Origin of the sequence: Streptomyces durhamensis, from assembly GCF_000725475.1 — a bacterium.
Lineage (GTDB): Bacteria > Actinomycetota > Actinomycetes > Streptomycetales > Streptomycetaceae > Streptomyces > Streptomyces filipinensis.
Genome location: NZ_JNXR01000012.1, coordinates 99,332 through 125,394 on the forward strand (window position 1 = coordinate 99,332; position 26,063 = coordinate 125,394).

21 protein-coding genes and 1 pseudogene are annotated in these 26,063 nt (G+C 71.2%); 11 read left to right on the forward strand and 11 right to left on the reverse strand.

What is annotated here, in order from left to right:
* The first annotated feature begins 30 nt into the window (after positions 1-30).
* A complete protein-coding gene (locus tag IO33_RS0118170) occupies positions 31-804 on the forward strand; it encodes an ABC transporter permease (RefSeq protein WP_031166087.1) in 774 nt (257 codons plus the stop codon).
* Between the two features lie 59 nt (positions 805-863).
* Positions 864-1,874 carry a COX15/CtaA family protein gene (locus IO33_RS0118175; RefSeq protein ID WP_031166089.1) on the forward strand — a complete coding sequence of 337 codons (1,011 nt, stop codon included), beginning with the start codon at positions 864-866 and terminating at the stop codon, positions 1,872-1,874.
* A gap of 9 nt (positions 1,875-1,883) precedes the next feature.
* Here IO33_RS0118175 and IO33_RS0118180 read toward each other — a convergent pair whose 3' ends face one another.
* From IO33_RS0118180 to IO33_RS0118195, 4 genes are all read right to left on the reverse strand, one after another.
* Positions 1,884-2,624 carry a nucleotidyltransferase domain-containing protein gene (locus tag IO33_RS0118180; RefSeq protein ID WP_031166091.1) on the reverse strand — a complete coding sequence of 247 codons (741 nt, stop codon included), beginning with the start codon at positions 2,622-2,624 and terminating at the stop codon, positions 1,884-1,886.
* An 18-nt stretch (positions 2,625-2,642) separates the two neighbouring features.
* A complete protein-coding gene (locus IO33_RS0118185; RefSeq protein WP_031166093.1) occupies positions 2,643-3,749 on the reverse strand; it encodes an amidohydrolase family protein in 1,107 nt (368 codons plus the stop codon).
* A gap of 175 nt (positions 3,750-3,924) precedes the next feature.
* A complete protein-coding gene (locus tag IO33_RS0118190; protein WP_031166095.1) occupies positions 3,925-4,245 on the reverse strand; it encodes a hypothetical protein in 321 nt (106 codons plus the stop codon).
* 58 nt (positions 4,246-4,303) lie between these two features.
* Positions 4,304-5,260: a heme o synthase gene (locus tag IO33_RS0118195; protein ID WP_031166097.1), complete on the reverse strand. Its 957-nt coding sequence runs from the start codon at positions 5,258-5,260 to the stop codon at positions 4,304-4,306.
* A 379-nt stretch (positions 5,261-5,639) separates the two neighbouring features.
* Here IO33_RS0118195 and tkt point away from each other — a divergent pair, with 379 nt between their 5' ends.
* From tkt to IO33_RS0118225, 6 genes are all read left to right on the forward strand, one after another.
* Entirely contained in the window at positions 5,640-7,727 is a 2,088-nt protein-coding gene (gene tkt, locus IO33_RS0118200) for a transketolase (RefSeq protein ID WP_031166099.1), read from the forward strand.
* Positions 7,728-7,760: 33 nt separating this feature from the next.
* Positions 7,761-8,879 (forward strand): transaldolase, encoded by a 1,119-nt coding sequence (gene tal / locus IO33_RS0118205; protein WP_031166101.1) that lies wholly within the window; start codon positions 7,761-7,763, stop codon positions 8,877-8,879.
* A gap of 1 nt (position 8,880) precedes the next feature.
* Positions 8,881-10,416 carry a glucose-6-phosphate dehydrogenase gene (gene zwf / locus IO33_RS0118210; RefSeq protein WP_031166103.1) on the forward strand — a complete coding sequence of 512 codons (1,536 nt, stop codon included), beginning with the start codon at positions 8,881-8,883 and terminating at the stop codon, positions 10,414-10,416.
* Positions 10,413-11,495, forward strand: a complete 1,083-nt coding sequence (opcA, locus tag IO33_RS0118215; RefSeq protein ID WP_031166106.1) for a glucose-6-phosphate dehydrogenase assembly protein OpcA — start codon at positions 10,413-10,415, stop codon at positions 11,493-11,495. Before zwf ends, opcA begins: the two co-directional genes overlap by 4 nt.
* Positions 11,492-12,274, forward strand: a complete 783-nt coding sequence (pgl, locus tag IO33_RS0118220) for a 6-phosphogluconolactonase (RefSeq protein WP_031166108.1) — start codon at positions 11,492-11,494, stop codon at positions 12,272-12,274. The genes opcA and pgl overlap by 4 nt, the downstream gene beginning before the upstream one ends.
* 175 nt (positions 12,275-12,449) lie before the next feature.
* Positions 12,450-12,941, forward strand: coding sequence for a lamin tail domain-containing protein (locus tag IO33_RS0118225; RefSeq protein WP_031166111.1), 492 nt, complete (start codon positions 12,450-12,452; stop codon positions 12,939-12,941).
* A gap of 142 nt (positions 12,942-13,083) precedes the next feature.
* On the opposite strand, the gene IO33_RS0118230 is transcribed toward IO33_RS0118225, so the two are convergent.
* From IO33_RS0118230 to IO33_RS0118250, 5 genes are all read right to left on the reverse strand, one after another.
* Positions 13,084-13,923 (reverse strand): carbohydrate ABC transporter permease, encoded by an 840-nt coding sequence (locus IO33_RS0118230; RefSeq protein ID WP_031166113.1) that lies wholly within the window; start codon positions 13,921-13,923, stop codon positions 13,084-13,086.
* A gap of 10 nt (positions 13,924-13,933) precedes the next feature.
* Positions 13,934-15,292: an ABC transporter permease gene (locus IO33_RS0118235; RefSeq protein WP_031166115.1), complete on the reverse strand. Its 1,359-nt coding sequence runs from the start codon at positions 15,290-15,292 to the stop codon at positions 13,934-13,936.
* An 11-nt stretch (positions 15,293-15,303) separates the two neighbouring features.
* Positions 15,304-16,629 (reverse strand): ABC transporter substrate-binding protein, encoded by a 1,326-nt coding sequence (locus IO33_RS0118240; RefSeq protein WP_031166117.1) that lies wholly within the window; start codon positions 16,627-16,629, stop codon positions 15,304-15,306.
* A 41-nt stretch (positions 16,630-16,670) separates the two neighbouring features.
* Positions 16,671-18,281: a glycoside hydrolase family 13 protein gene (locus IO33_RS0118245; RefSeq protein WP_031166119.1), complete on the reverse strand. Its 1,611-nt coding sequence runs from the start codon at positions 18,279-18,281 to the stop codon at positions 16,671-16,673.
* 135 nt (positions 18,282-18,416) lie between these two features.
* The gene (locus tag IO33_RS0118250) at positions 18,417-19,688 is read right to left on the reverse strand and encodes an ABC transporter substrate-binding protein (protein WP_031166121.1); all 1,272 of its coding nucleotides are present in this window, start codon (positions 19,686-19,688) and stop codon (positions 18,417-18,419) included.
* A gap of 131 nt (positions 19,689-19,819) precedes the next feature.
* Here IO33_RS0118250 and IO33_RS0118255 point away from each other — a divergent pair, with 131 nt between their 5' ends.
* From IO33_RS0118255 to IO33_RS0118265, 3 genes are all read left to right on the forward strand, one after another.
* Positions 19,820-20,326: a PadR family transcriptional regulator gene (locus IO33_RS0118255; RefSeq protein WP_031166122.1), complete on the forward strand. Its 507-nt coding sequence runs from the start codon at positions 19,820-19,822 to the stop codon at positions 20,324-20,326.
* Entirely contained in the window at positions 20,323-21,075 is a 753-nt protein-coding gene (locus IO33_RS0118260; protein ID WP_031166123.1) for an ABC transporter ATP-binding protein, read from the forward strand. Before IO33_RS0118255 ends, IO33_RS0118260 begins: the two co-directional genes overlap by 4 nt.
* Positions 21,076-21,191: 116 nt before the next feature.
* Positions 21,192-23,486, forward strand: a complete 2,295-nt coding sequence (locus IO33_RS0118265; protein ID WP_031166124.1) for an ABC transporter permease — start codon at positions 21,192-21,194, stop codon at positions 23,484-23,486.
* A 72-nt stretch (positions 23,487-23,558) separates the two neighbouring features.
* Here IO33_RS0118265 and IO33_RS0118270 read toward each other — a convergent pair whose 3' ends face one another.
* Complete coding sequence (locus IO33_RS0118270; RefSeq protein ID WP_051926843.1) at positions 23,559-24,320, reverse strand: DsbA family protein; 762 nt, start codon at positions 24,318-24,320, stop codon at positions 23,559-23,561.
* 90 nt (positions 24,321-24,410) lie between these two features.
* A pseudogene (gene pgi / locus IO33_RS44285) lies at positions 24,411-26,028 on the reverse strand (glucose-6-phosphate isomerase).
* Positions 26,029-26,063: the final 35 nt, after the last annotated feature.

Consider the following 26,063-nt stretch of genomic DNA (forward strand, 5'->3'; position numbering starts at 1 on the left):
CTTGGAGCTGACAGGCAAGGAGCTGCGTTCATGACCACCGCCACGGGTGCCTACGCCCCGAAGCCCGGCGCGGCGCCGCTCCCCCGCATGATCGCGGCGCAGGCGGCGCTGGAGACGAAGATGCTGCTGCGCAACGGCGAGCAGCTGCTGCTGACGGTCGTCATCCCGACGCTGCTGCTGGTGCTGTTCAGCTCCGTGGACATCGTCGACACCGGCAAGGGCGCGGCGGTGGACTTCCTGGCCCCCGGCATCCTGGCGCTGGCCGTGATGTCGACGGCGTTCACCGGGCAGGCCATCGCGACCGGCTTCGAGCGCCGCTACGGCGTGCTCAAGCGGCTCGCCTCCTCACCACTGCCCCGCTGGGGCCTGATGACCGCCAAGACGGCGTCCGTGCTGGTCACGGAGGTTCTGCAGGTGCTCCTGCTGACGGTGATCGCCTTCGCGCTCGGCTGGTCCCCGCACGGCAACCCCGCCGCGGTCCTGCTCCTGCTGGTCCTCGGTACGGCCGCCTTCTCCGGGCTCGGTCTGCTGATGGCGGGCACGCTGAAGGCGGAGGCGACGCTGGCCGCCGCCAACCTGGTCTTCCTGCTGCTGCTCGTCGGCGGCGGCGTCATCGTGCCGCTGGAGAAGTTCGGCCCGGCCGCACAGCACGTGCTCGGCCTGCTGCCCATCTCCGCGCTGTCGGACGGCCTGCGGGACGTCCTCCAGCACGGCGCCGGGATGCCGTGGGGCGACCTGGGTGTCCTCGCCGCGTGGGCGGTCGTCGGGCTGGCCGCGGCCGGGAAGTTCTTCCGCTGGGAGTGAGCAGGACGACAGCGCGGGACCGGGCCCCTCGTGAACGCATGCACAAGCGGCGGCCTACGATGGTGCGCGTGCCAAAGCTGAACCGCGCCGATGCCGTAGCGGCCCTGCGCAACCCGCTCGCCTTCATCGCCGACCGCTGGACCCCGGAGCCCCGGACCGTCCAGCGGGCGGCCCTCGCCGCGCTCGTCATGTCGGTGGTCATCGTCGTCACCGGCGGTGTGGTCCGGCTGACCGCCTCGGGCCTCGGCTGCCCGACCTGGCCCGAGTGCACCGACGGCTCGCTGACCCCGACCCAGGCGCTGAGCTATCACAGCGCCATCGAGTTCGGCAATCGCATGCTGACGTACGTGCTGTGCGCCGCGGTCGGCTGGGCGATCATCGCCGCCCGCTCCGCGAAGCCGTACCGGCGCAGCCTGACCCGGCTGGGCTGGGCCCAGTTCTGGCTCGTGATGAGCAACGCGGTCATCGGCGGCATCGTGGTGCTCGTGGGCCTCAATCCGTACACCGTCGCGGTCCACTTCCTGTCGGCGACGGCTCTCGTGGCGGTCGCCGCGGTGATGTGGCAGCGCACCCGCGAGGGCGACGGCGCTCCCCGGCCGCTGGTCGGCAAGGCCGTACAGCAGCTCGTGTGGTTCCTGGTGGCCGCGTCCCTGCTGCTGATCGTGGCCGGCACGGTGGTCACGGGAGCCGGGCCGCACGCGGGCGACTCCAGCGACGTCAAGCGGATCCCCGTCGACTGGGAGACCGTGGCCAAGATGCACGCGGTGCTGGCCTGGATCGTGGTGACGCTGACGTTCGCGCTGTGGTTCGTCCTGAAGGCGGTGGACGCCCCCAGGGGTCCGCTGTCGCGGACCCGGGAGCTGTTCGTCGTGCTGCTGTGCCAGGGGGTGGTGGGGTACGTCCAGTACTTCACGCATCTCCCGGAGGCCCTGGTCGCCGTGCACATGCTCGGCTCCTGCGTGATGTGGATCTGGGCTCTGCGCGTCCTTCTGTCCTTGCGGGAGCGCCCGGAAGCCGCCGTGGACCTGCCGGGCCCTTCCGCCGAGGTGACGGTCGGCACCCGCGCGTGAGCCGACGCGTCAGCCGTACGTGCTGACCAGCGCGTCGATCGCGGGCCCCAGGTAGGCGCGGGTCAGCTCGGCGCGGCGGGCCGGCCAGTCCGGTGCGGCCGGTGCGGACGCGCCGTCGTAGCGCCGGCGGGTGATGTCGTCGACGATCTCGGCGGGAGCTCCGAGCGAGGCGAGCTCGGTCAGTGCCTCCCCCTTGGAGATCAGCCGCCCGTCGCGCAGGGTCACGGTGGCGCGGGCGAAGGTCAGCAGCCCCAGGTCGACCCACACGTCCTGCCGCCACAGCCGCGCCCTGTCGACCGCCGGCCGCCAGTAGTCGCGCTGGTCCCGGACGACGAAGGCGTCGAGCTGCCGGTCGGGCACCGGAGGGAGCAGGCCGCCGGGAGGCTCGCCGTGCAGCACCCGGCCGAAGTCGTGCAGCTCGCGCCGGGTGACGGGGGTGACGGGGCGGCGCATCACCCGCGCGTGCGCCCAGGTGAGATGCGCGCGGTCCGGGTCGTCCAGGGCGGCCGGGGCGAGATAGCTGCAGTGGAGCTTCGCGGCGAGCGGTTCGGCCCGCAGGCGGCGGTGCAGGCCCGCCACCCGCCGCACCGTCCGCAGGTCCACCGGCCCCGGCAGGACGGCGATCAGGTCCAGGTCGCTGCGGCCCTCCCGGTAGTCCCCGCCGGCCAGGGAGCCGTGCGCCCAGACGGCGCGGGGTCCGAGGTCCGACAGGTCGCGGACAAAGCGGGCGAGGAGCTTCTCGGTCTGCATCCGCCCAGTCTGGACAGCTCACCCCAGGCCGTAAACCCGGCGCGCGTTGTCCGCCGCGACCATCCGGGCCACCCGCTGGGCGTCCTCCAGGGACCAGGCGCCGTCGGCCACCCAGGTGCCCAGGATCCGGGCCAGGGCCTCGCGGAAGAGGTGGGCGCCGACGACGTGCAGCTCGGGCAGGCCGTGCGCGCCGGTGGAGAAGAGGATCTTGCCGAAGGGCGCCAGCTCCAGGATCTCGGCGAGGACCGGGGCCGCGCGGGCGCCGGTGCGCACGAGGGCCGCACCGGAGTCGGTGTAGACGTGCGGGAAGACCCCGGCCAGGTGGGCGGCGTGGCGGTGGTACGGATAGCCGTGCAGGAGGATCAGGTCGGTGCCGAGGCCGGCCGTGGCCCGCACGAAGTCGGTGAGCAGCACGGGGTCGGTGCGGTCGATGCGGGAGCCCGGCTCGCCCAGCCCGGCGTGCAGTTGCAGGGGCAGGCCGGAGGCGACCGCGTTCCACAGCAGGTGCCGGAGCAGCACGGGATCGGTGAGTGTCCCGCCGACCCGCCGCCCGGCCAGCCAGCGGCCCGCCGCGCCCCGTACCTCCCCCGGCCCCGGTGGCTCGGGGGCGAGGGCCAGGCCGTGGCGCAGGCCGGCGACGGAGGTGAAGGCGACGGCGTTCGCGGCGGCGCCGTGCACGGACTCGGCGAGGTTGGCGAGGAAGGACTCGACGGTGCCGGAGGTGTCGGCGACCTGCTCGGCGAGCAGCTCCAGCCGGACGATCTCGCGGGCCTGGGCGTCTCCGTCGCAGGCCATCTCGGCGGGGCCGGTGAGGTCGCCGGGCAGGCCGGTGTCGACCAGGTACGTGGTGATGCCGCTGCCGCGCAGCAGCCTGCGGCCGGCCTCCAGTACGCCCAGTTCGCGGCGCCGGGCCAGATAGCGGGCGGGCGGGCAGTGCGGTTCCAGGCCGAGCAGGGGCGGGCACCAGCGCCGTACGGCGAAGCCCGTCTGGGTGTCGAAGAGGGTGGTGCCGGGCGCGGGCGGGCCCTCGGTGCGGGCGAGCTGGGCCTCGAAGGTGCCGAGGCCCAGTTCCGTGCGGAGCACTCCGTGGCAGTACTGGTCCACCAGGGACGGCGTTTCGATCATTCCGGCTCCCCGTAGGACGCGGGTCTTGCACGTCCTAACGGGTGAACGGGGTATGAGGTCGCGGATCAGCTCGGGGCTGCGGGTTGTTTGGCGGCTTCGGACCGTATGTGGCTGATCGCGCCCCCGCGGCGGAGCCGCGTGTCGATACGGTCCCGCGCCTTTCGGGCGCGGGAGATCAACCGCCGATCTGTATGCCGGCCATCCGCTTCCACTCGTACGCGCCGGTCGTCACCTTCGCCGCGAACTCGCCGTCGAAGGACTCGTGGACCGTGATGCCAGACTTCTCCACGGCCTTCTCGGCGATCTCGGTGCTGGGGGCCACGAGGTCGCCCCAGCCTCCGTCCTCGCCCACGAGCACGATACGGGCGCCGCGCTCGCCGATGTGGGCCACCTGTCCCTCGGCGCCGCCGTGGGCCTTGGCGAAGGTGCTGATCTGGTGGGCGAGCTTCGCCGCCGTGCGCTCGGCCTTCGGGTCAACCTGCTGCGTGTCTGCCATGCCCAGGATGCTACTCATGAGTAGATCGACTGGCGAGGGCAGACCCGTGTGACGTGTGTCAGCGCAGGAAGGGGTCCACCGCGACGGCGACGAACAGGATCGACACGTAGGTGATCGACCAGTGGAAGAGCCGCATCTCCTTCAGCTTCACGCCGGTCACCTCGGCCTTCGCCCGGTTCTGCAGCCCGTGCGCCTCCCAGAGCCAGAAGCCGCCGGCCGCGAGGGCGACCACCGTGTAGAACCAGCCGGTGTAGCCGAGCGGGGTGAGGAGCAGGGAGACCAGGACCATCACCCAGCTGTAGATGACGATCTGCCGGGCGACGACCTTGTTGGAGGCGATGACCGGGAGCATCGGCACGCCCACGCGCGCGTAGTCCTCCTTGACCTTCATGGACAGCGGCCAGTAGTGCGGCGGCGTCCAGAAGAACATGACGAGGAAGAGGATGACCGGCGCCCAGGACATCGAGTTCGTGACCGAGGACCAGCCGATGAGCACCGGGAGGCAGCCGGCGATGCCTCCCCACACGATGTTCTGCGAGGTACGCCGCTTGAGGATCATCGTGTAGACGACGACGTAGAAAAGCAGCGCTCCGAGTGAGAGCCAGGCGCTCAGCCAGTTGACGGTGAACCCGAACAGCAGCGTGGACACGACCGCCAGGGTGATGCCGAAGGCCAGGCACTCGGGCGGGCTGACCATGCCGGTCACCAGCGGCCGCTGCGAGGTGCGGTCCATCAGGGCGTCGATGTCCCGGTCGATGTACATGTTCAGGGCGTTGGCGCCGCCCGCCGACAGGTAGCCGCCGACGCAGGTCAGCAGGACCAGCCCCAGGTCGGGCACACCCCGCTGGGCCAGGAACATCACCGGAACGGTGGTGATGAGCAGCAGCTCGATGATCCGCGGCTTGGTCAGCGCCACGAACGCCTTGACACGGGCCCCGAACGGCCGGTGAACCGGGCCCTGGTTCGCCCCACGAACCACACCCGCTGGACGGGATTCGACGGCCGTCACGCACACCCCTGACAGAGACATCCCAGCAAGCCTGCCCGTGTGAAGTACCGGTAAAGGCTCGCGCGTACCACGCCACTTTAGACGTTGCCCATACCCCGGCCTTCGCGGGGGTGGGGTCGTGTTGGCGCACACCCCATAAGAGGGGACCCGCCACTCGATTGAGCGCTCAGATGACCCCCGCCGTATTCATGTGCCAAATGGCGCGTTCGGCCAGTCGGGAGGCGGATCGCGCGCAGTCCCTGCAGTCTGGAAACACTCGAAAAAATGCACGTCCTCACGGGGGTAGGCTCGACAGCGGCCGGTGGGCGCCAAGCACGCCGGCGGCCGGGTGGGCGCATGCCCCGAAGACCGGCGACCGACATGTGGAGAGGAGCCCTGACCCAGGGTGAGCACCAAGCCGACCACCACAGACCTTGAGTGGACCGAGCTGGACCAGCGGGCCGTGGACACCGCCCGGATCCTGGCCGCAGACGCCGTACAGAAGGTCGGCAACGGCCATCCCGGTACGGCGATGAGCCTGGCTCCGGCCGCCTACACCCTCTTCCAGAAGGTGATGCGGCACGACCCGGCCGACCCCGAGTGGGTGGGACGCGACCGCTTCGTGCTGTCCGCCGGCCACTCGTCCCTGACCCTCTACACCCAGCTGTACCTGGCCGGCTTCGGCCTGGAGCTGGACGACCTGAAGGCCTTCCGCACCTGGGGTTCGAAGACCCCGGGCCACCCGGAGTACGGGCACACCAAGGGCGTGGAGACCACCACCGGCCCGCTCGGGCAGGGTGTGGCCAACGCCGTGGGCATGGCGATGGCCGCCCGCTACGAGCGCGGTCTGTTCGACCCCGAGGCCCCGCAGGGCGAGTCGCCCTTCGACCACTTCGTCTACTGCATCGCCGGTGACGGCTGTCTGCAGGAGGGCATCTCCGCCGAGGCCTCCTCGCTGGCCGGGCACCAGAAGCTCGGCAACCTGATCCTGCTGTGGGACGACAACCACATCTCGATCGAGGGCGACACCGAGACCGCCGTCTCCGAGGACACCGTCAAGCGGTACGAGGCCTACGGCTGGCACGTGCAGCGCGTCGAGGCCCAGGACAACGGCGACCTGGACCCGGCTGCCATCTACGACGCCGTCCAGAAGGCCAAGGCGGTCACCGACCGGCCGTCCTTCATCGCGATGCGCTCGATCATCGCCTGGCCGGCCCCGAGCGCCCAGAACACCGAGGCCGCCCACGGCTCGGCGCTGGGCGAGGAGGAGGTCGCGGCCACCAAGCGCGTCCTCGGCTTCGACCCCGAGCAGAGCTTCCAGGTCGAGGACGAGGTGATCGCCCACACCCGCAGGGCCCTGGAGCGCGGCGCCCAGGCGAAGGCCGAGTGGGAGAAGTCCCTGCAGCTGTGGCGGGACGACAACCCGGAGCGCTCGGCCGAGTTCGACCGGATCAGCAGGGGTGAGCTGCCCACCGGCTGGGAGGAGAAGATCCCGGTCTTCGAGCCCGGCAAGGGCATCGCCACCCGTGCCGCCTCCGGCAAGGTGCTGCAGGCGCTCGGCGCGGTCGTCCCCGAGCTGTGGGGCGGCTCCGCCGACCTCGCCGGCTCGAACAACACGACCATCGACAAGGACAGCTCCTTCCTGCCCGAGGGCAACCCGCTGCCCGAGGCCAACCCCTACGGCCGCACCATCCACTTCGGCATCCGCGAGCACTCCATGGGCGCGGAGCTGAACGGCATCGCCCTGCACGGGAACACCCGCGTCTACGGCGGCACCTTCCTGGTCTTCTCCGACTACATGCGCAACGCCGTGCGCCTGTCGGCCCTGATGCACCTGCCGGTGACGTACGTGTGGACGCACGACTCCATCGGCCTCGGCGAGGACGGCCCGACCCACCAGCCGGTCGAGCACCTGGCCTCGCTGCGCGCGATCCCGGGCCTGAACGTCGTCCGCCCGGCCGACGCCAACGAGACGGCGATCGCCTGGCGCGAGATCCTGGCGCGCTACACCAAGGAGTTCGGCAAGGGCCAGCCGCACGGCCTCGCCCTCACCCGCCAGGGCGTGCCGACGTACGAGCCCAACGAGGATGCCGCGCGCGGCGGTTATGTCCTCTTCGAGGCGGAGGGCGGCGAGCCGCAGGTGATCCTGATCGCCACCGGTTCCGAGGTGCACGTGGCCGTCGAGGCGCGGGAGCAGCTGCAGGCCGACGGCGTTCCCACCCGTGTGGTGTCCATGCCGTCCGTGGAGTGGTTCGAGCAGCAGGACCAGGGGTACCGGGACTCGGTGCTGCCGCCGTCCGTCAAGGCCCGTGTCGCCGTGGAGGCGGGCATCGGGCTGACCTGGCACAAGTACGTGGGGGACGCCGGCCGCATCGTTTCCCTGGAGCACTTCGGTGCTTCCGCCGACGGCAAGGTGCTCTTCCGCGAGTTCGGCTTCACTGCGGAGAACGTGGCCGCCCAGGCCCGGGAATCCCTCGCCGCCGCCCAGCGCTGACGCTCATATACGACACGTAGGAGATGTAATTCCATGACAGACGCACTCAAGCGCCTCTCCGAGGAAGGCGTCGCGATCTGGCTGGACGACCTGTCGCGCAAGCGGATCACGTCCGGCAACCTCGCCGAACTGATCGACCAGCAGCACGTCGTGGGCGTCACCACCAACCCGACGATCTTCCAGAAGGCGATCTCGCAGGGCGACGGCTACGACCAGCAGCTGTCCGACCTCGCCGCCCGCAAGGTCACCGTCGAAGAGGCCATCCGCATGATCACCACGGCGGACGTCCGCGACGCCGCCGACATCCTGCGCCCCGTCTTCGACGCCACCGGCGGCAAGGACGGCCGGGTCTCCATCGAGGTCGACCCGCGCCTGGCGCACCACACCAAGGCCACCGTCGCCGAGGCCAAGCAGCTCGCCTGGCTCGTCGACCGCCCCAACACGCTGATCAAGATCCCGGCCACCCGGGCGGGTCTGCCGGCCATCGCCGAGACGATCGGCCTCGGCATCAGCGTCAACGTCACCCTGATCTTCTCGCTGGAGCGGTACCGGGCCGTCATGGACGCCTACCTCTCCGGTCTGGAGAAGGCCCGGGAGCGCGGCCTGGACCTGTCGCTGATCCACTCGGTGGCGTCCTTCTTCGTGTCCCGTGTGGACACCGAGATCGACAAGCGCCTGGACGGTCTCGGCACGGACGAGGCCAAGGCGCTGCGCGGCAAGGCCGCCGTCGCCAACGCGCGTCTCGCCTACCAGGCGTACGAGGAGGTCTTCTCCTCCGACCGCTGGCAGGCGCTGGAGAACGCGGGCGCCAACAAGCAGCGTCCGCTGTGGGCGTCGACCGGCGTGAAGGACCCGGCGTACCAGGACACGATGTACGTCACCGACCTGGTCGCGCCGAACACGGTCAACACCATGCCGGAGGCCACGCTGGAAGCCACCGAGGACCACGGCGAGATCAGCGGCGACACCGTATCCGGCACCTTCGAGCAGGCGCGTGCGGACCTCGACGCGCTGGAGCGGCTCGGCATCTCGTACGACGACGTCGTGCAGGTGCTGGAGGACGAGGGCGTGGAGAAGTTCGAGGCGTCCTGGAACGACCTGCTGAAGTCCACCCAGGCGGAGCTCGAGCGCCTCGCCCCTTCGGAGGGCTGACTTGTCACCCGTTTCCGGTTCCGGAGCGAACCCGCTTCGTGACCCGGCCGACCGACGGCTCCCGCGCATCGCGGGGCCGTCGGGTCTGGTCATCTTCGGTGTCACGGGCGACCTGTCGCGCAAGAAGCTGATGCCCGCGGTGTACGACCTCGCCAACCGGGGCCTGCTGCCGCCGGGCTTCTCGCTGGTGGGCTTCGCCCGCCGCGACTGGGAGCACGAGGACTTCGCCGAGGTCGTGCACGACGCGGTGAAGGAGCACTCGCGCACGCCGTTCCGTGAGGAGGTCTGGCAGCAGCTCATCCAGGGGATGCGCTTCGTCCAGGGCACCTTCGACGACGACGCCTTCGACCGGCTGCGGGCCACCATCGAGGAGCTCGACAAGGCGCAGGGCACGGGCGGCAACTTCGCCTTCTACCTGTCGGTGCCGCCGCGCTCCTTCCCGGTGGTCATCCAGCAGCTGAAGAAACACGGTCTGGCCGACCAGTCGGGCGGCTCCTGGCGGCGCGCGGTCATCGAGAAGCCCTTCGGACACGACCTGAAGTCGGCCGAGGAGCTGAACAAGGTCGTGCACGAGGTGTTCTCGTCGGACCAGGTCTTCCGGATCGACCACTACCTCGGCAAGGAGACCGTCCAGAACATCCTGGCGCTGCGCTTCGCCAACACGATGTTCGAGCCGATCTGGAACCGGTCCTTCGTGGACCACGTGCAGATCACCATGGCCGAGGACATCGGCATCGGCGGCCGGGCCGGCTACTACGACGGCATCGGCGCCGCCCGTGACGTCATCCAGAACCACCTGCTGCAGCTCATGGCCCTCACGGCCATGGAGGAGCCGGCCTCCTTCGGCGCGGACGCCCTGGCCGCGGAGAAGGAGAAGGTCCTCGGTGCGGTCCGGCTGCCCAGGGACCTGGGCCGCAGCACCGTGCGCGGGCAGTACGCGGGCGGCTGGCAGGGCGGTGAGAAGGTCATCGGCTACCTCGAAGAGGAGGGCATCGACCCGAAGTCGAAGACCGACACCTACGCGGCGATCAAGCTGGAGATCGACAACCGCCGCTGGGCGGGCGTCCCCTTCTACCTGCGCACCGGCAAGCGCCTCGGCCGCCGCGTGACGGAGATCGCCGTCGTCTTCCAGCGGGCCCCGCACTCCCCCTTCGACACCACGGCGACGGAGGAGCTCGGCCAGAACGCGATCGTCATCCGCGTCCAGCCGGACGAGGGCGTGACCGTGCGGTTCGGCTCCAAGGTGCCGGGCACCTCGATGGAGATCCGGGACGTCTCGATGGACTTCGCCTACGGCGAGTCGTTCACGGAGTCCAGCCCGGAGGCGTACGAGCGGCTCATCCTGGACGTGCTGCTCGGCGACGCCAACCTCTTCCCGCGCACGGAGGAGGTCGAGCTGTCCTGGAAGATCCTCGACCCGATCGAGCAGTACTGGGACAAGCACGGCAGGCCCGCGCAGTACCCGTCGGGCACCTGGGGCCCCGCCGAGGCCGACGAGATGCTCGCACGAGACGGACGGAGCTGGCGCCGGCCATGAAGATAGACCTGACCGACACCACCGCCGGCGAGATCAACAAGGCGCTCGTGCAGGGCCGCCGTGCCATCGGCACCCCCGCCGTCGGCATGGTCCTGACCCTTGTCATCGTCACCGACGAGGAGAACGCCTACGACGCCCTGAAGGCCGCCAACGAAGCGTCGCGCGAGCACCCGTCGCGCACGCTGGTGGTCATCAGGCGGGTCTCCCGCACCCCGCGCGGCCGCACGTCCTCGCGGCTGGACGCCGAGGTGCGAGTGGGCGCGGACGCGGGCACCGGTGAGACGGTGATCCTGCGGCTGTACGGCGAGGTCACCGGCCACGCCGACTCGGTCGTACTGCCGCTGCTGCTGCCGGACGCGCCGGTGGTCGTGTGGTGGCCGGTGACCGCCCCGCTGGACCCGGCGAAGGACCCGCTGGGCGCGCTGGCCCAGCGCCGGGTCACCGACACCTACGCCGCCGAGCAGCCGGTGCGGGAGCTGTCGGCCCGCGCCGCGGCCTACACGCCCGGCGACACCGACCTGTCCTGGACCCGGATCACGCCGTGGCGCTCGATGCTCGCGGCGGCCCTGGACCAGGTCACCTGCGAGGTGCAGGCCGTCGAGGTGGAGGGCGAGGAGTTCAACCCGAGCTGCGAGCTGCTGGCGATGTGGCTCGCGGACCGGCTGGACGTGCCGGTGAAACGCTCGCTGTCGTCCGGCCCGGGCCTCACGGCCGTCCGCATGGACACCGACTGCGGCCCGATCGTGCTGGACCGGGCGGACGGTTCGCTGGCCACCCTGTCCATCGAGGGCCAGCCGGCCCGCGCGGTGGCGCTGAAGCGGCGGGAGACCGCCGAGCTGATCGCGGAGGAGCTGCGCCGGCTCGACCCGGACGACACCTACGCCTCGGCACTGCGCTACGGCGTGGAGCGGCTGAGCTCGGTTCCGGAGCAGGCTTCCGCTTCCGAGGCGGCCGCGCAGGAGGCGGCCGGGCCGGTCGCCGAGCCGGAGCCGGTCGAGGAGGCCGCGAAGGCGCCCGCGAAGAAGGCCGCGGCCAAGACCGCGAAGAAGGCACCGGCGAGGAAGGCGGCGGCGAAGTGAGCACTCCTCAGCTGGTCGTCCACGGCGACAAGGAACTGATGGCCCAGGCCGCCGCGGCCCGCCTGATCACGAAGATCGTGGACGCGCAGGCCTCCCGGGGCGCCGCGTCCGTGGTCCTCACCGGTGGGCGCAACGGCAACGGCCTGCTGGCCGCGCTGGCGGCGGCACCCGCGCGGGACGCCATCGACTGGGGCCGTCTCGACCTGTGGTGGGGCGACGAGCGCTACCTGCCCGAGGGCGACCCCGAGCGCAACGTCACGCAGGCCCGCGCGGCGCTGCTGGACGCCGTACCGCTGGCCCCGGAGCGCGTGCACGCCATGCCCGCCTCCGACGGCCCGTACGGCAAGGACGTCGACGCGGCCGCCGAGGCGTACGCGACGGAGCTGGCGAAGGCGGCCGGGCCGGAGAACCACGGCTCGGTGCCCACCTTCGACGTGCTCATGCTGGGCGTCGGCCCGGACACCCATGTGGCCTCGCTCTTCCCGGAGTTGCCGGCCGTACGGGAGACCGAGCGCACGGTGGTCGGCGTGCACGGCGCGCCCAAGCCGCCGCCCACCCGGATCAGCCTGACCCTGCCGGCGATCCGGTCGGCCCGCGAGGTGTGGCTGCTCGCGGCCGGCGAGGACAAGGCGGAGGCCGCGGCCATCGCGCTGTCGGGCGCCGGGGAGATCCAGGCACCGGCAGCGGGGGCGCGGGGCCGCTCGCGCACGCTGTGGCTCCTGGACTCGGCTGCCGCTTCACAGCTGCCGAGGTCGCTGTATCCGCCGGCGTCGCCGTGAGCCGGTGAATCGCTGAACGACGAGGGCGGCAGGGGATCACTCCCCTGCCGCCCTCGTCGTCTGTGACGACACCCCCCGACCAGGTCCGCCACTATTTCTGCGCCAAATATTCATACAACACTCAACTTTTGTGTAAGCTCCTGCCGCTGCATCCGCACCACTGAGGGGGGACCTCATGCGTATACGCTTCGCGCTGGCCGCATCCATCACGGCCGCAACGCTCGCCGTCGTCGTCGCGGCTCCGGCCCAGGCCACCGAGTACTCCTCCGCCCTGAAGATCAAGGGCGTCCAGTACGACGCGCCGGGGCGGGACTCCAACAACTGCCGTACCGGCAACACCAGGGACGAGTACCTGACGATCAAGAACTACTCGCGCACGACCGTCAACCTCAAGGGCTATGTCGTCAAGGACGCCACCGGCAACCGGTTCGCGTTCGGCTCGAACCACTACCTCGAACCCGGTGACTACGTGAAGCTGCGCGGCGGCCACGGCACCGACTCGGACGCGAACAACGTCGTCTACCGCCAGAACTGCAACTTCCTGTGGAACAACGACAAGGACACCATCTACCTGTACAAGCCGTCGGGTGCCCACGCGGACACCCACGCCTACACCAAGTCCCGTGACGACCGGGACGGCAACGGCTACATCACCTTCCACGGCTGATGCCACGCCGGACCAGCAAGGTGCGGGTGTGGGCCGCCCGCGTCGCCCTGCTGGCCGCCGGTGCGGCCGGCTGCGGCAGCGCCAGGCGCTGCCGCTGTAGGCGCACGTGATCGGCGTACCACCGTGACCCCGGCGGGCCCGGTCACTTGACCGAGCCCGCCATCACGCCCTGCACGAAGTGCCGCTGGAACGCGAAGAACACCACCACCGGCACGATCAGGGACAGGAACGCGCCCGGCGCCAGGACGTCGATGTTGCTGCCGAACTGCCGGATCTGGGACTGCAGTTCCACGGTCAGCGGCTGGGAGGAGCTGTCGGCGAAGAGCAGGGCGACCAGCATGTCGTTCCAGACCCAGAGGAACTGGAAGATCGCGAGCGAGGCGATCGCCGGACGCCCCACCGGCAGGACGAGCCGCGTGAAGATGCGCCACTCGCTGCCGCCGTCCATCCGCGCCGCCTCCAGCATCTCCTTCGGCATCTCCGCGAAGTAGTTGCGCAGCAGGAACACCGCGAACGGCAGCCCGTACGCCACGTGGAACAGGACGACACCGGGGATCGTGCCGAACAGGCCGAGGGCGCCGAAGAGTTTGGCCACCGGCAGCAGGCCGATCTGGACCGGCACCACCAGCAGCGCCACCACCAGCAGGAACAGCGGTTCCCGCAGGGGGAAGTCCAGCCAGGCGAAGGCGTATCCGGCGAGCGCGGCGATCACCACGACGAGGGTGGTGGCCGGCACCGAGATCAGCACCGTGTTCCAGAAGGCCTGCGTCATGCCGGAGTTCTTCAGCAGCGCCGCGTAGTTGTCGAAGGACAGCCGGCCGGGGCTCGCCAGGGCCGTCCACCAGCCGCCCTTCGCGGTGTCCTGCGCCGAGCGGAGGGAGGACAGGAACAGTCCCGCGAGCGGGGTCAGCCAGACCAGGCCGATCACCACGAGGAACGCCTGGACGAGACCGTTGCCCAGGCCCCGCCTGATCGTGTTCATCGCTTACTCCTCATCGCTGGCTCTGTCGGAAACGGCGGACGTTGAAGACCATCGCGGGGATCACCAGGAGCAGGAGCAGCACGCCGAGGGCGCTGCCGAGGCCCTGGTTGTTGCCGCCGCCGAAGGACACGAGCCACATCTGGGTCGCGAGGACGGTGGCGTCCTCCTGCACGGGTCCGGGCGCGATGATGTAGACGAGGTCGAAGACCTTCATCACGTTGATCACGAGGGTCACGAAGACCACGGTGAGCACGGGCGCGAGCAGCGGGACGGTGATCCTGCGGAAGATCTGCCACTCGTTCGCGCCGTCCATCCGGGCCGCCTCCAGCGCGTCCCGGGGCAGCGTGGACAGGCCCGCCCCGATCAGCACCATCGCGAAACCCGTCCAGATCCACAGGTACGCGCCGATGATCGCCGGGGTGACCAGGGTCGGACCGAGCCAGGAGACGCCCTGGTAGGGCGGCGCGAAGTTGGACTCCGGGAGCTTCAGCGTGTACGAGCCCGCGTGCAGCCCGGCGAAGCGGTAGGAGCCGTCGGCCGCGGTCGTGGTGCTCGCGACCGTGCCGCCGTCACGCACCGCCTCGACCCTCATGCCGGGCAGGCCGCTCTCCTTCGGGTCGACCTTGCCCTGCCGGCCTCCTCCGCCGGGGGTGAAGTCGAGGTAGACGACACCGCGCAGCTCGCCTGCGGCGGCCGTGTGCGAAGCCCCCCGGGACGCGGGCTCGGCGCCCCTGGGCAGGTCCTTGGGCAGGACTCCGACCATGGGCAGGTTCACCGAGTGGCCCGGGGACACGGCCGCGTGGGTGCGGTAGGAGCCGTCCCGTTCCTGGCTGAGCAGGCCCGCACGGCCCCGTGCCGTCGGATACGACGACGTGCCCTTGAAGGCGTCGTGGACGGAGACGACGGCCGCGTTCAGCACGCCCTTGTTCGGGTCCTCGTCGTAGGCGAGCCGGAAGATGATGCCGGCGGCGAGGAAGGACACCGCCATCGGCATGAAGAGCAGCAGCTTGAACGCCGTGGCCCAGCGGACCTTCTCCACCAGGACGGCGAGGATCAGGCCGAGGCCGGTGAGCAGGGCGGGGGCCACGACCACCCAGATGGTGGTGTTGCGGATGGCCTTCAGGGTCGCCGGGTCGCGGAACATCTCGGTGTAGTTGTCGCCGCCGACGAACCGGGTGCCGGAGGCGTCGAAGAAGCTGCGGCCGACGGAGAACAGCACCGGGTAGACGACGAGTGCGCCGAGCAGGAGCAGGGCGGGGAGGACGAAGAGCAGGGCGATCAGCCGGGCGCGCCGCCGGCCGCGGCGCACGGGCGCCGGGCCGGCGGCCCGCGGGCCCGCCTGCTGTTTCACGAGAGCGGTGGCGGTCATGGTGCTGCCGCTCAGCCCTGGTAGGCCTTGGCCGCCGCGGCTTCCAGCTTCGCCGCGGTGCCCTTCGGGTCGGAGGGGTCGCGCAGGAAGTCCTGGAGCAGCTTCCACTCCCCGGCGCCCTTGGTGCCGCCGAAGGCCGCGGGCGCCTGGTCGGACATGTCGAAGCGGACCGAGTCACCGGCTCCGACCAGGGACTTGGCGGTGGCGCGGGTGACGTCGTCGCCGTAGGAGGAGAGGCCGAGCTTCTTGTTGGGCGACAGGAATCCGCCCGCCTTCGCCCAGACGGCCGCGGCCTCGGGGGTGGCCAGGTACTCCAGGAGTTTCATGCCGGCCTTGGCGTTCTTGCCGTCCTTGAGGACGACCGCCGCGTCACCGCCGCTGACCACTGGCGCCGTGCCGCCGTCGACCGCGGGGAAGGGGAAGAAGTTCGCGTCCTTGCCGATGGTCTTGCCGAACTGGTCGTGTGCGACGCCGGCCACGAAGTCGCCCTCGTACACCATGCCGGCCTCGGGCTTGGGCCCGAACACCTTCTCCACCGAGCCGGGGAAGTCGGTGTTCAGGGCCTCCTTCTGGCCGCCTGCGACCAGCTGCTTGTCCTTGAACAGCTTGCCGAGCGTGGTGAGCGCCTTGACGACGGACGGGTCGGTCCACTTCAGCTTGTGCGCGGCGAGGGCGTCGTACTTCTGGGGTCCGGCCTGGGAGAGGTAGATGTTCTCGAACCAGTCGGTGAGGGTCCAGCCGTCCTGGCCGGCGACCGAGAAGGCGGCGAGGCCGGAGTCGGAGACCGTGTGCCCGGCCTTGAGCAGCTCGTCGTACGTCTTCGGGGGCTTGACCCCGGCCTGGCCGAGGGCGTCGGGGCTGTACCAGACGGTCGACTTGTGGGCGGCCTTGAAGTAGAGGCCGTACAGCGTGCCGTCGACGCTGCCGTACTTCTTCCACACGGGCGCGTAGTCGGCGCCGACCGTCTGCTGGGCGGTCTGCGACAGCGGCGTCAGCCAGCCCTTCTTCGCGAACTGCTGCAGGACGCCGACCTGCGGGACCATCACGACGTCGGGCGCGTTGCCGCCCTCGATCTTGCTGCCGACGACGGTGGAGACGTTGTCGCCGGTGGAGGTGAACTGCGCCTTGGCGCCGGTCTTCGCGGTGAAGGCGTCCAGCACCTTCTGGAAGTTCTTCTGCTCGCTGCCGGTCCAGACACCGGCCACGGTGACGGTCTGGCCGCTGAGCGCCTTGTCGCCGCCGCCCGCGGAGACCGGTCCGCCGCCGCAGGCGGTGGCTCCGAGGCCCAGGACGAGTGCGGTGCAGCAGGTGAGCAGGGTGGTACGTCGTCGCATCATCGTTGATGTCCCTTCGGGGGGATGGGAATTGACGGGTCGGGTCAGAGATCGCTCAGCCACCAGGCCGCCGTGGCGGCGGGCAGAACACCGGCCGGGCAGGGGCCGCTGGAGAGCAGAGGGGTGCCGGAGACGGGTGCGGGCGCGGGGGCCGTACCGAAGTTGACGGCGCAGACCAGGCCGTCGCCGCGGGTGAAGGCGAGGACGCCGGGCGGGGTGTCCAGCCACTGGAGGGTGCCCTCGCCCAGCTGGGGCAGCGAGGAACGCAGCTGGAGGCCGTCGCGGTAGAGGTGCCAGAAGGAGCGGGTGTCGGCGAGGGCGCGGTCGGTGGCGTACTCGGCGAAGTACTCCGGCTGCGGCAGCCAGGGCTTGGCGGACTCGGCACCGGAGGTGAAGCCGAACGGGGAGGCCTGTCCGGACCAGGGCAGCGGGACCCGGCAGCCGTCGCGTATGCGGGCGCGGCTGCCGGTGCGGCGGAAGATCGGGTCGGTGAGGACGTCGTCCGGCAGGTCGACGACCTCGGGCAGACCGAGCTCCTCGCCCTGGTAGATGTACGCGGCGCCGGGCAGCGCCAGCATCAGCAGCGCGGCGGCGCGGGCGCGGGCGGCGCCGAGGCCGCTGCCCTCGGTGGCGGGTTCGCCATAGCGGGTGACCGTGCGGACCTGGTCGTGGTTGTTGAGGACCCAGGTGACGGTCGAGCCGGTGCCGGCGATGTCCTGCATGGCCTCGGAGATGACCTTGCGGAAGGCGTCGGCGTCCCAGGGGGCGCCGAGCAGGTCGAAGAAGAAGGCCTGGTGCAGTTCGTCCGGGCGGACGTACAGCGCGTGTTCCCGGGCGGTGGGGACCGAGACCTCGCCGACGAGGAGGCGTTCGCGGCCGTCGCGTGCGGTGTACTCCTCGCACAGGGAGCGCCAGCGGCGCCACACCTCGTGCACCTCGGGCTGGTTCCAGGCGAGCGGGTTGACCGAGTCGCGGGTGCGGGCGTCGGCCTCCGGGTCGTCGGAGTCGGGCAGTTCGGGGTGCTTGTAGAGGCCGGCCGCCACGTCGATGCGGAAGCCGTCGGCGCCCCGGTCCAGCCAGAAGCGCAGGACGCGGTCGAACTCGGCGGCGACCTCGGGGTCGCGCCAGTTCCAGTCGGGCTGCTCCGGCGTGAACATGTGCAGGTACCACTGGCCGTCGCCGACCCGGCTCCAGGCCGGGCCGCCGAACATGGCGTGCCAGTTGTTGGGCGGCTCGCCGCCGTCGGGGCCACGGCCGTCGGCGAAGTGGAAGCGGGCGCGGGCCGTGCTGCCGGGCGCGCTCTGCAGCGCCTCACGGAACCACGGGTGCTCGCTGGAGCAGTGGTTGGGGACGATGTCGAGCAGCACCTTGATGCCGAGCCGCCGCGCGGCCGCCACCAGCAGGTCGAACTCGGCGAGGTCACCGAAGAGCGGGTCGACGTCGCAGTAGTCGGCCACGTCGTAGCCGTGGTCGTGCTGCGGCGAGGGGTAGAACGGGCTCAGCCAGATGCCGTCGACACCCAGCTTCTTCAGATACGGCAGCCCGGCCCGGACGCCGGCCAGATCACCGACGCCGTCGCCGGTGCTGTCCAGGAAGCTGCGGACGTACACCTGGTAGATGACCGCGTCGCGCCACCAGTGGTGCTTACTCAACATGCATGCATGTTATGTAGGCGTATCGCGAGGGTGTCAATGAAAAGAACTTTGGCTACTGGCAAGTTGGGATGGCAAATCCGGACTTATTGGGGCGCAGATGCCACAGATGAGATGTCCGCGTTACTTAACAAGTAACTATCGGCTGGAGACGGCCGCCAGCTCCCGCGCCAGTCGGCGCACTGCGGCGGCGGGGGTCTCGTGACCCGTCAGCGCGTCATGCACCACGGCCTGCACCACCAGGCTGACCTGGTCGTAGCGGGCGCTCTTGGGCCGCGGGGCGGCGGTGAGCACGGCGGTGCGCAGGGTCGGCAGATAGGGGAACCGGCGCACCAGAGCGGGGTCTTCGTAGAGCGCGGCGCGTACGGGCGGCAGCGCACCCCGGGTGAGCACCTGCCGCTGGACGGGCGCGCTGGTGAGGTAGGCGATCAGACGCGCGGCCGAATCGGGGTGCCGGGTATGGGAGTTGACGGCAAGGTTGGAGCCGCCGAGCACACTCGTCCCCGGTCCCCCGGGGCCGGGGATCGGTACGGCGCCGATCTTCCCGGCGACCCGGGAGCCCTTGGCGGAGGCGACGGCGTAGACGTAGGGCCAGTTGCGCAGGAACAGCAGCCTGCCGTCCTGGAAGGCCTGTTTGGACTCCTCTTCCTTGTACGTCAGCGCCGCCTTCGGTATCCAGCCCTCGCGGACACCGCGGACGAGGAAGCCGATGCCCTCGCGGGCGGCGGCCGAGTCGACAGTGACCCGGGTGCCCTCGTCGCCGAGGATCGTGCCGCCCGCCGAGTACACGGCCTCGGCCGCGTTGACGGTGAGACCCTCGTAGGGCAGGAACTGGCCCGCGTATCCGCCGAGCCCGTACTTCGGCGCGATGGTCTTCGCGTCGCGCTCCAGCTCGGCCCAGGTGCGCGGCGGGGGCACGCCCTCCTTGGCGAGGATGTCCCGGCGATACAGAAGGAGTCCGGCATTCGTGACATACGGGACCGCGTACAGCCGTCCCTCGTAGGTCGCGGTGTCCACGACCGGGGGCAGGAAGCTCTTCAGCGGGAAGCGGTCGCGCGGGAGCGGGCGGATCCAGCCGGCCGCCGCGAACTCCGAGGTCCAGTTGACGTCGATGTTCAGGACGTCGAAACGGCCCCGGTCGCCGCCGCGCAGATCGGTGGTCATCTGCGCATGGGTCTCGTCGGCGGAGTCCGGCAGCTCCACGAGCGTGACCTTCTCGCCGGGGTGGGTGCGGTTCCAGCCCTGCAGCAGCGGGCCGAGATAGCCGGTGAGGTCACCGGCGGTGGCCAGGGTGAGCGGGCCGCGGCCGGCGCCCGCGACCTCGTCGGCCTGCGCCCCGGAGGCGATGTAGCCGGTCATGATCACGACGAGAACGAGGAGGCCCCTACCGGCGGCGCGTATCCACCGCATAGGTTCCTCCCTGAACACGTACACACGGCTCCGGGCACCCTCGCCCGGGAGTCAGAGGCCATCTATACCTGTTAGGTATGGGCGATACTAGGGCCTGGAGCACATTGTGAGCAGACAGGAGGACAGCCCGCGTGCGCCTGCCCCTCCTGGCACTCCTCGCCCGTGGCCCGGCCCACGGCTACGAGCTGAAGCAGGACCTTGAGCAACTGCTGGGCTCCGCGTACCCTCAGCCGAACGTCGGCCAGATCTACGTCACCCTCGGCCGCCTCGAGAAGTCGGGACTGATCGAGGGCGAGGACGTCGAGCAGTCCAGCCGGCCCAACAAGAAGGTCTACCACCTCACCGACGCCGGGCGGGAAGCGCTGCACGCCTGGTTCGAGGAGACCGAGGACGAGCCGCGGGTGCGGGACGAGTTCTTCATGAAGCTCGCCGTCGCCCCGCAGACCGGTCTCGCCGACCAGATCGCCCTCATCAACCGGCAGCGGCGCCAGTACCTCACCACCATGCGCAACCTGTCGAAACTGGCCGCGGCCGAGAGCCGGGACAACCGAATCGCCCACCTGCTCATCGAGGGCGCGATGCTGCATCTGCAGGCCGACCTCGACTGGCTGGAGCGGTGCCAGGAGGAACTGGAATGAGCGAGCACGGCACTGCGGTGCTGCGCGCCGAGGGGCTGGTGAAGACCCACCACGGCGAGGGCGCACCCGCGCATGCCGTGCGCGGGGTCGATCTGTCCGTGGCGCGGGGCGAGTTCGTGGCGATCACCGGACCGTCCGGCGCCGGCAAGTCCACGCTCCTGCATCTGCTCGGCGGTCTGCACCGGCCGGACGCGGGCAGCGTCTGGCTCGGCGGACGCTGCACGGACTCCTTCAGCGAGGCCCGCTGGGCGGTCGAGCGCCGCAAGGCGATCGGGATCGTGTTCCAGTTCTTCAACCTGGTGTCGAACCTGTCGGTGGCCGACAACGTCGAGCTGCCCGCCCTGCTCGCCGGCGTCGCGCCGAAGAAGGCGCGCGCCGAGCGCGAGGAACTGCTGGCCGAGCTGGGGCTCGAAGGCAAGGAGCGCAGCATGCCGGGCGAGCTGTCCGGCGGCGAGCAGCAGCGGGTCGCGCTCGCCCGGGCCCTGGTCAACCACCCGCCGCTGCTGCTGGCCGACGAGCCCGCCGGAAGCCTGGACAGCAAGGGCACGCGCGAGGTGATGCGGCTTCTGTCCCGCTTCCACGGACGCGGGCAGAGCATCGTCCTGGTCACCCACGACGCCCGGCTGGCGAGCGCCGCCGACCGCGTGATCAGCTTCTTCGACGGCCGCATAGCCGACGACGCGACCCTGGACGACGCGCCGCCGCCCCATAAGCCGGGGATCTCGGGCGTACTGGAGCTGAGGGACTGATGACCGCCCTGAAGGGGCGCGAGCCTGCGTCCGATGTGCGGCCACCACCGGGTGGGCGCGACCAGCCACGACGGCGCGGCACACGACCGACCACGCGCCGTGGCCCTCTTGGCGGCGTGGCCTTCGGCGGCGCGGCCGGCCGGCGCTGGGCGCAGTCCGATCTGCGGACGCATCGTGGCGAGGCGCTCTTCCTCGTGCTGGCCACCGCCGGCATCGTCGCCTCGTTGCTGCTCGCCACCGCCCTGTTCGGCTATGCGACCAACCCCTGGCAGCGGATCTTCACGCAGGCCCGCGGGGCGCACGTGTGGATCCACACCGTCCCCTTCGCGGACACCCGCAAGCTCGCCCGGCTGGACGGCGTCGAGTCCGTGGCCGGCCCCTACCGCACCGAGTCCGCCACCGTCGCCGTACGCGGCAGCCGCGCCTCCGTGGAGCTGCGCGGCGTCTTGCGGCCGCCCTCCGTCGGCCGGCCGCTGCTCACCGCCGGGCACTGGCCGGACGCGACCGAACCGGACGGCGTGGTGCTGGAGAGCAGCCTGGCCCGAGCCCTGCTGGCCGAGCCGGGCGACACCCTCACGCTGCCCGGGACGGCCCGCACCCTGACCGTCGAGGGCATCGCGGACAGTGCCGAGCCCCGCTACAGCCCGGGCGAGCAGCCGGGCCTGGTCTGGGCACCGCCGTCCGCCGTGCGCGCCCCCGGCGGCCAGGTGATCGGGCTGCGGCTGGGTGATCCCGGGGACACGGACTACGCGGTGCAGCGCGCCGTCACGGTGCTCGGCGCGGGCGCGGTCGGCGAGGTCTCCACCTGGCAGCAGGCGCGCGCCGCGGCGCAGGGCGACAACCGGCTGCTCGGCCAGGTGCTCGGCCTGTTCGGACTGGGCGCGCTGATCGCCGCGGGGTTCGCGGTGCACGGGGCGATCGCCACCCGCATCCGGGGGCATCTGCGGGACCTGTCGGTGCTGAAGGCGATCGGCTTCACACCCGGCCAGGTCGTCCGGGTCTTCCTGCTCCAGCATCTGGCCTACGCCCTGCTCGGTTCGGTGGCCGCCGCGGTGCTCACCGAGGCCCTGGGCAGCCGGATCCCCGGGCGGCTCGGCGACGCCGTGGGGGTGTGGCAGGGGCTGCCCGGGCACACCCTCGCCCTGCTGGCGGTGCCCGTGGGCGCGGTGCTGTTCATCGGTCTGACCACGGGACTCGCCGCCTGGCGGGCCGGGCGGGTGCCGCCGGTGCCGGTGCCGCGCCCGGCCGCGCCGGCCGGTGGCGGGCTGACCGGCCTGGCCCGCCGGGCGCTGGGGCTGCGGCTGCCGGCCGCGCTGGTCCTCGGCTGCCACAAGGCGTGCGCGGGGCGCGGCCGGTCGCTGGCCACCGTGGCCCGGCTGACGCTGCCGCTGCTGCTGATCGTGGTGGCGCTCAGCGCCTGGACCACGATCGACCGCTTCCACAGCAGCCCGGAACGCGTGGGCGTGCCGACGGCCCTGACGGTCCGCTCCGACGGCGCCCTGGACGCGTCCGCGGTACGGGCCCTGCTCCTGGACGATCACCGGGTCACCGGCGCCTATCCGGGGGTCGAGGTCGCCGCGCTGGTCCCCGGCCAGACCGGCACCATCGCGCTGCGCGGCGTCGGCACCCGTGCCGAGCCCTACCCCTACACCCTCGCCGAGGGCCGGACCGCACGCGGTCCCGACGAGGCGGTGGCCGGCCAGGGCCTGCTCGACCTGCTGCACGCGCGGGTGGGCGACTGGGTGCGCATGACGGTGGGCGACCGGCCGCAGATCCTGCACATCGTGGGCCGCAGCATCGAACCGCAGAACGCCGGCCGGGTGGTCACCACGTCCCTGGACACCCTCCGCGAGAACGACCCCCGGCTGTTCCCTGCCTTCTACGAGCTGCGGCTGCGCCCCGGCGCCGACCCGCAGCGCGTGGCCGCCGCACTGGCCGCGGCCGGCCGGGGCCACCTGGACGTGCATCCCGTGGACAACCCCGCCGACGGGCTGTCCCCACTGCGCGGCGTCGTCGCCGGGCTGATCGCCGTACTGGCCCTGATCGGGCTGGTCGAACTGCTCACCGCGATCGGCGGCAGCGTCCGCGAGGGCGAACGGGACCTGCTGGCGCTGAAGGCGATCGGCATGTCCCCGCGGCAGATCACCGCGATCACTGTCACGGCGACGAGCTGTACGGCCCTGGCCGCCGCCCTCGCCGGTACGGCGCTGGGGCTGCCGCTGGCCCGCCGGCTGATCGACGCCCAGGGCAGCTCCAGCGGTATCGGCGCCGGTATCGCCCAGTCCCCTTCGCCCGCGCTGCTGCTCGCCCTGGGCGCGGCAGCCGTGCTCGGAGCGGCGGCGCTCGCCGCGCTGCCCGCGGCCCGCGCGGCCCGCAGACGGCTCGCGGACACCCTGAGCGCGGTGACCTGAGCCCCGGTCCGGCGGGCCTGTCCCAGGGGCGGATCGACGGGGCGGGTCGGCGGGGCGGGCCAACGGAAGGTGTCAGCCTGCGTCCCGCCACGCGCCGGGGTTCGACCGGATGTCCGCGAGCAGCCTGGAGAAGGCGTCACCGTCGAACAGCACGCCGTTGTACTCGCCGGGGACGCGTACGCCGTTGATCTCGGCGGTGGGGGTGCCGGGGCCCTTCGGGTCCTGCGCCCCGCCCGCCTTCTCGTACGCCTTCTCCGACCGGGTCACGAACGAGCGGTACTTCATGCTCCTGACGGCCGAGTCGAAGTCCGGCCCGCGCAGTCCGGGGACACTCCCGGCCAGTTCGAGCAGATACGCGTCCGTGAAGCCGTCGACGCTCTCGGCGGGCTGGTGGGCGTAGAGCACGTCGTGGTATTCGGCGAACCTGCCCTTCTCCAGCGCCGCCCGCAGGGCGTTGACCGCCTTCTCCGACCCGGAGCCGGTCAGCCGTCCGTCCAGGAAGGAGGCGAGGGTGTACTGGGTCCTCGTCTCCCGGCGGAGGGTCGCGGCGCGCAGCCGCGGGGCGCCCCCGGTGGTCTCGAACTCCTTGCACACCGGGCACCGCGGGTCCTCGTACAGGTGGACGGCCACCGGCGCGGACGGGTCCCCGACCGTGATGGTCGTCCCGTCGCTCCCGAGCCGCTCCGGCACCTGAGACAACCCGGAGTACGCCGGCCGGGGTGCGCCCGTGGCCCCGTCCTTGGACTCCGCCGGCCGGTGTCCAGTGCCGCAGCCGGCCGCCGACACCCCGATGACGGCCGCCGCGACCACCGCGGCGAACCCTCTGTGCACCATGCGCCTTCCTCCCCTGAAGATCACCTGAACCTTAGGGGACGGACGGGGAAAACGCACAAAAGGGGCCGCCGCGACGGCTCGGCCGACGGATCAGTTCCGGCCGCGCAGCTCCCGGTACTTCCCGACCAGCGCCTTGGTGGAGGCGTCGAGACCCGGGACCTCCGCTCCCTCGGTGAGCGCCGGCTCGACCCGCTTGGCGAGCACCTTGCCGAGTTCGACGCCCCACTGGTCGAAGGAGTCGATGTTCCAGACGGCGCCCTGCACGAACACCTTGTGTTCGTAGAGCGCGACCAGCTGACCGAGGACGGACGGGGTGAGCTCCTTCGCCAGGATGGTCGTCGTCGGCCGGTTGCCCTGGAAGGTCTTGTGCGCGACCAGCTCCTCGGGCACACCCTCCGCGCGGACCTCCTCGGCGGTCTTGCCGAAGGCGAGCGCCTGGGTCTGGGCGAAGAAGTTCGCCATCAACAGGTCGTGCTGCGCCTTCAGTTCACCGCTCAGCTCGGCGACCGGCTCCGCGAACCCGATGAAGTCCGCCGGGATCAGCTTGGTGCCCTGGTGGATCAACTGGTAGTAGGCGTGCTGCCCGTTGGTGCCAGGCGTGCCCCACACGACCGGCCCGGTCTGCCAGTCCACCCCCTTGCCGTCCCGTCCCACGTACTTGCCGTTGGACTCCATGTCCAGCTGCTGCAGGTAGGCGGTGAACTTCGACAGGTAGTGGCTGTAGGGCAGCACGGCGTGCGACTGGGCGTCGTGGAGTTGGCCTCGGCGGGCGCGGTACGGAAGTGGTCGTCGACCAGCCGGAACCCGTCCAGCATCTCCCGGAACCGGTCGGGTCCGATGGCGATCATCAGGGAGAGGCCGATCGCCGAGTCGTACGAGTACCGGCCGCCGACCCAGTCCCAGAACTCGAGAACTCGAACATGTTGGCCGTGTCGATCCCGAACTCGGCGACCTTCCCGGCGTTCGTGGACAGCGCCACGAAGTGCCGGGCGACCGCCGACTCGTCACCGAGCGCGTCCAGCAGCCAGGTACGGGCGGAGGTGGCATTGGTGATCGTCTCGATCGTGGTGAACGTCTTGGAGGCGATGACGAACAGCGTCTCGGCCGGGTCCAGGTCACGGGTGGCCTCGTGCAGGTCGGCGCCGTCCACGTTCGACACGAAGCGGACCGTCAGATCGCGGTCGGTGAAGCTGCGCAGCACCTCGTAGGCCATCGCGGGACCCAGGTCGGATCCGCCGATGCCGACATTGATCACGTTCTTGATGCGCTTGCCGGTGTGGCCGGTCCAGGCGCCGGAGCGGACGCGCTCGGCGAAGTCGCCCATCCTGTCGAGGACGGCGTGCACGGCCGGCACCACGTTCCGCCCGTCGACCTCGACGACCGCGTCGCGCGGGGCGCGCAGCGCGGTGTGCAGCACCGCGCGGTCCTCGGTGACGTTGATCTTCTCGCCGCGGAACATGGCGTCCCGGAGCCCGAACACGTCCGTGGCGGCGGCCAGCTCGCGCAGCAGCCGCAGCGTCTCGTCGGTGACCAGGTGCTTCGAGTAGTCGAGGTACAGATCGCCGACCTGGAGCGTGTACCCCTCACCGCGCCCGGGATCGGCGGCGAACAGGTCCCTCAGATGGGTGTCGGCCAGCTCCTCCCGGTGCTTGGCGAGAGCGGTCCATTCGGGCATCTGGTTGAGCCTGGTACGGCCGTCTGCGTTCATTTCCGACTTCCGCCTTCTTTCGTGCCTGTCCCAGC

Excerpts from the sequence above, each read along its gene's own strand:
- IO33_RS0118170 (WP_031166087.1), top strand. The coding sequence starts at position 31 with ATGACCACCGCCACGGGTGCCTACGCCCCGAAGCCCGGCGCGGCGCCG.
- IO33_RS0118175 (WP_031166089.1), top strand. The coding sequence starts at position 864 with ATGGTGCGCGTGCCAAAGCTGAACCGCGCCGATGCCGTAGCGGCCCTG.
- IO33_RS0118180 (WP_031166091.1), bottom strand. The coding sequence starts at position 2,624 with ATGCAGACCGAGAAGCTCCTCGCCCGCTTTGTCCGCGACCTGTCGGAC.
- IO33_RS0118185 (WP_031166093.1), bottom strand. The coding sequence starts at position 3,749 with ATGATCGAAACGCCGTCCCTGGTGGACCAGTACTGCCACGGAGTGCTC.
- IO33_RS0118190 (WP_031166095.1), bottom strand. The coding sequence starts at position 4,245 with ATGGCAGACACGCAGCAGGTTGACCCGAAGGCCGAGCGCACGGCGGCG.
- tal (WP_031166101.1), top strand. The coding sequence starts at position 7,761 with ATGACAGACGCACTCAAGCGCCTCTCCGAGGAAGGCGTCGCGATCTGG.
- opcA (WP_031166106.1), top strand. The coding sequence starts at position 10,413 with ATGAAGATAGACCTGACCGACACCACCGCCGGCGAGATCAACAAGGCG.
- IO33_RS0118225 (WP_031166111.1), top strand. The coding sequence starts at position 12,450 with ATGCGTATACGCTTCGCGCTGGCCGCATCCATCACGGCCGCAACGCTC.
- IO33_RS0118230 (WP_031166113.1), bottom strand. The coding sequence starts at position 13,923 with ATGAACACGATCAGGCGGGGCCTGGGCAACGGTCTCGTCCAGGCGTTC.
- IO33_RS0118235 (WP_031166115.1), bottom strand. The coding sequence starts at position 15,292 with ATGACCGCCACCGCTCTCGTGAAACAGCAGGCGGGCCCGCGGGCCGCC.
- IO33_RS0118240 (WP_031166117.1), bottom strand. The coding sequence starts at position 16,629 with ATGATGCGACGACGTACCACCCTGCTCACCTGCTGCACCGCACTCGTC.
- IO33_RS0118245 (WP_031166119.1), bottom strand. The coding sequence starts at position 18,281 with ATGTTGAGTAAGCACCACTGGTGGCGCGACGCGGTCATCTACCAGGTG.
- IO33_RS0118250 (WP_031166121.1), bottom strand. The coding sequence starts at position 19,688 with ATGCGGTGGATACGCGCCGCCGGTAGGGGCCTCCTCGTTCTCGTCGTG.
- IO33_RS0118260 (WP_031166123.1), top strand. The coding sequence starts at position 20,323 with ATGAGCGAGCACGGCACTGCGGTGCTGCGCGCCGAGGGGCTGGTGAAG.
- IO33_RS0118270 (WP_051926843.1), bottom strand. The coding sequence starts at position 24,320 with ATGGTGCACAGAGGGTTCGCCGCGGTGGTCGCGGCGGCCGTCATCGGG.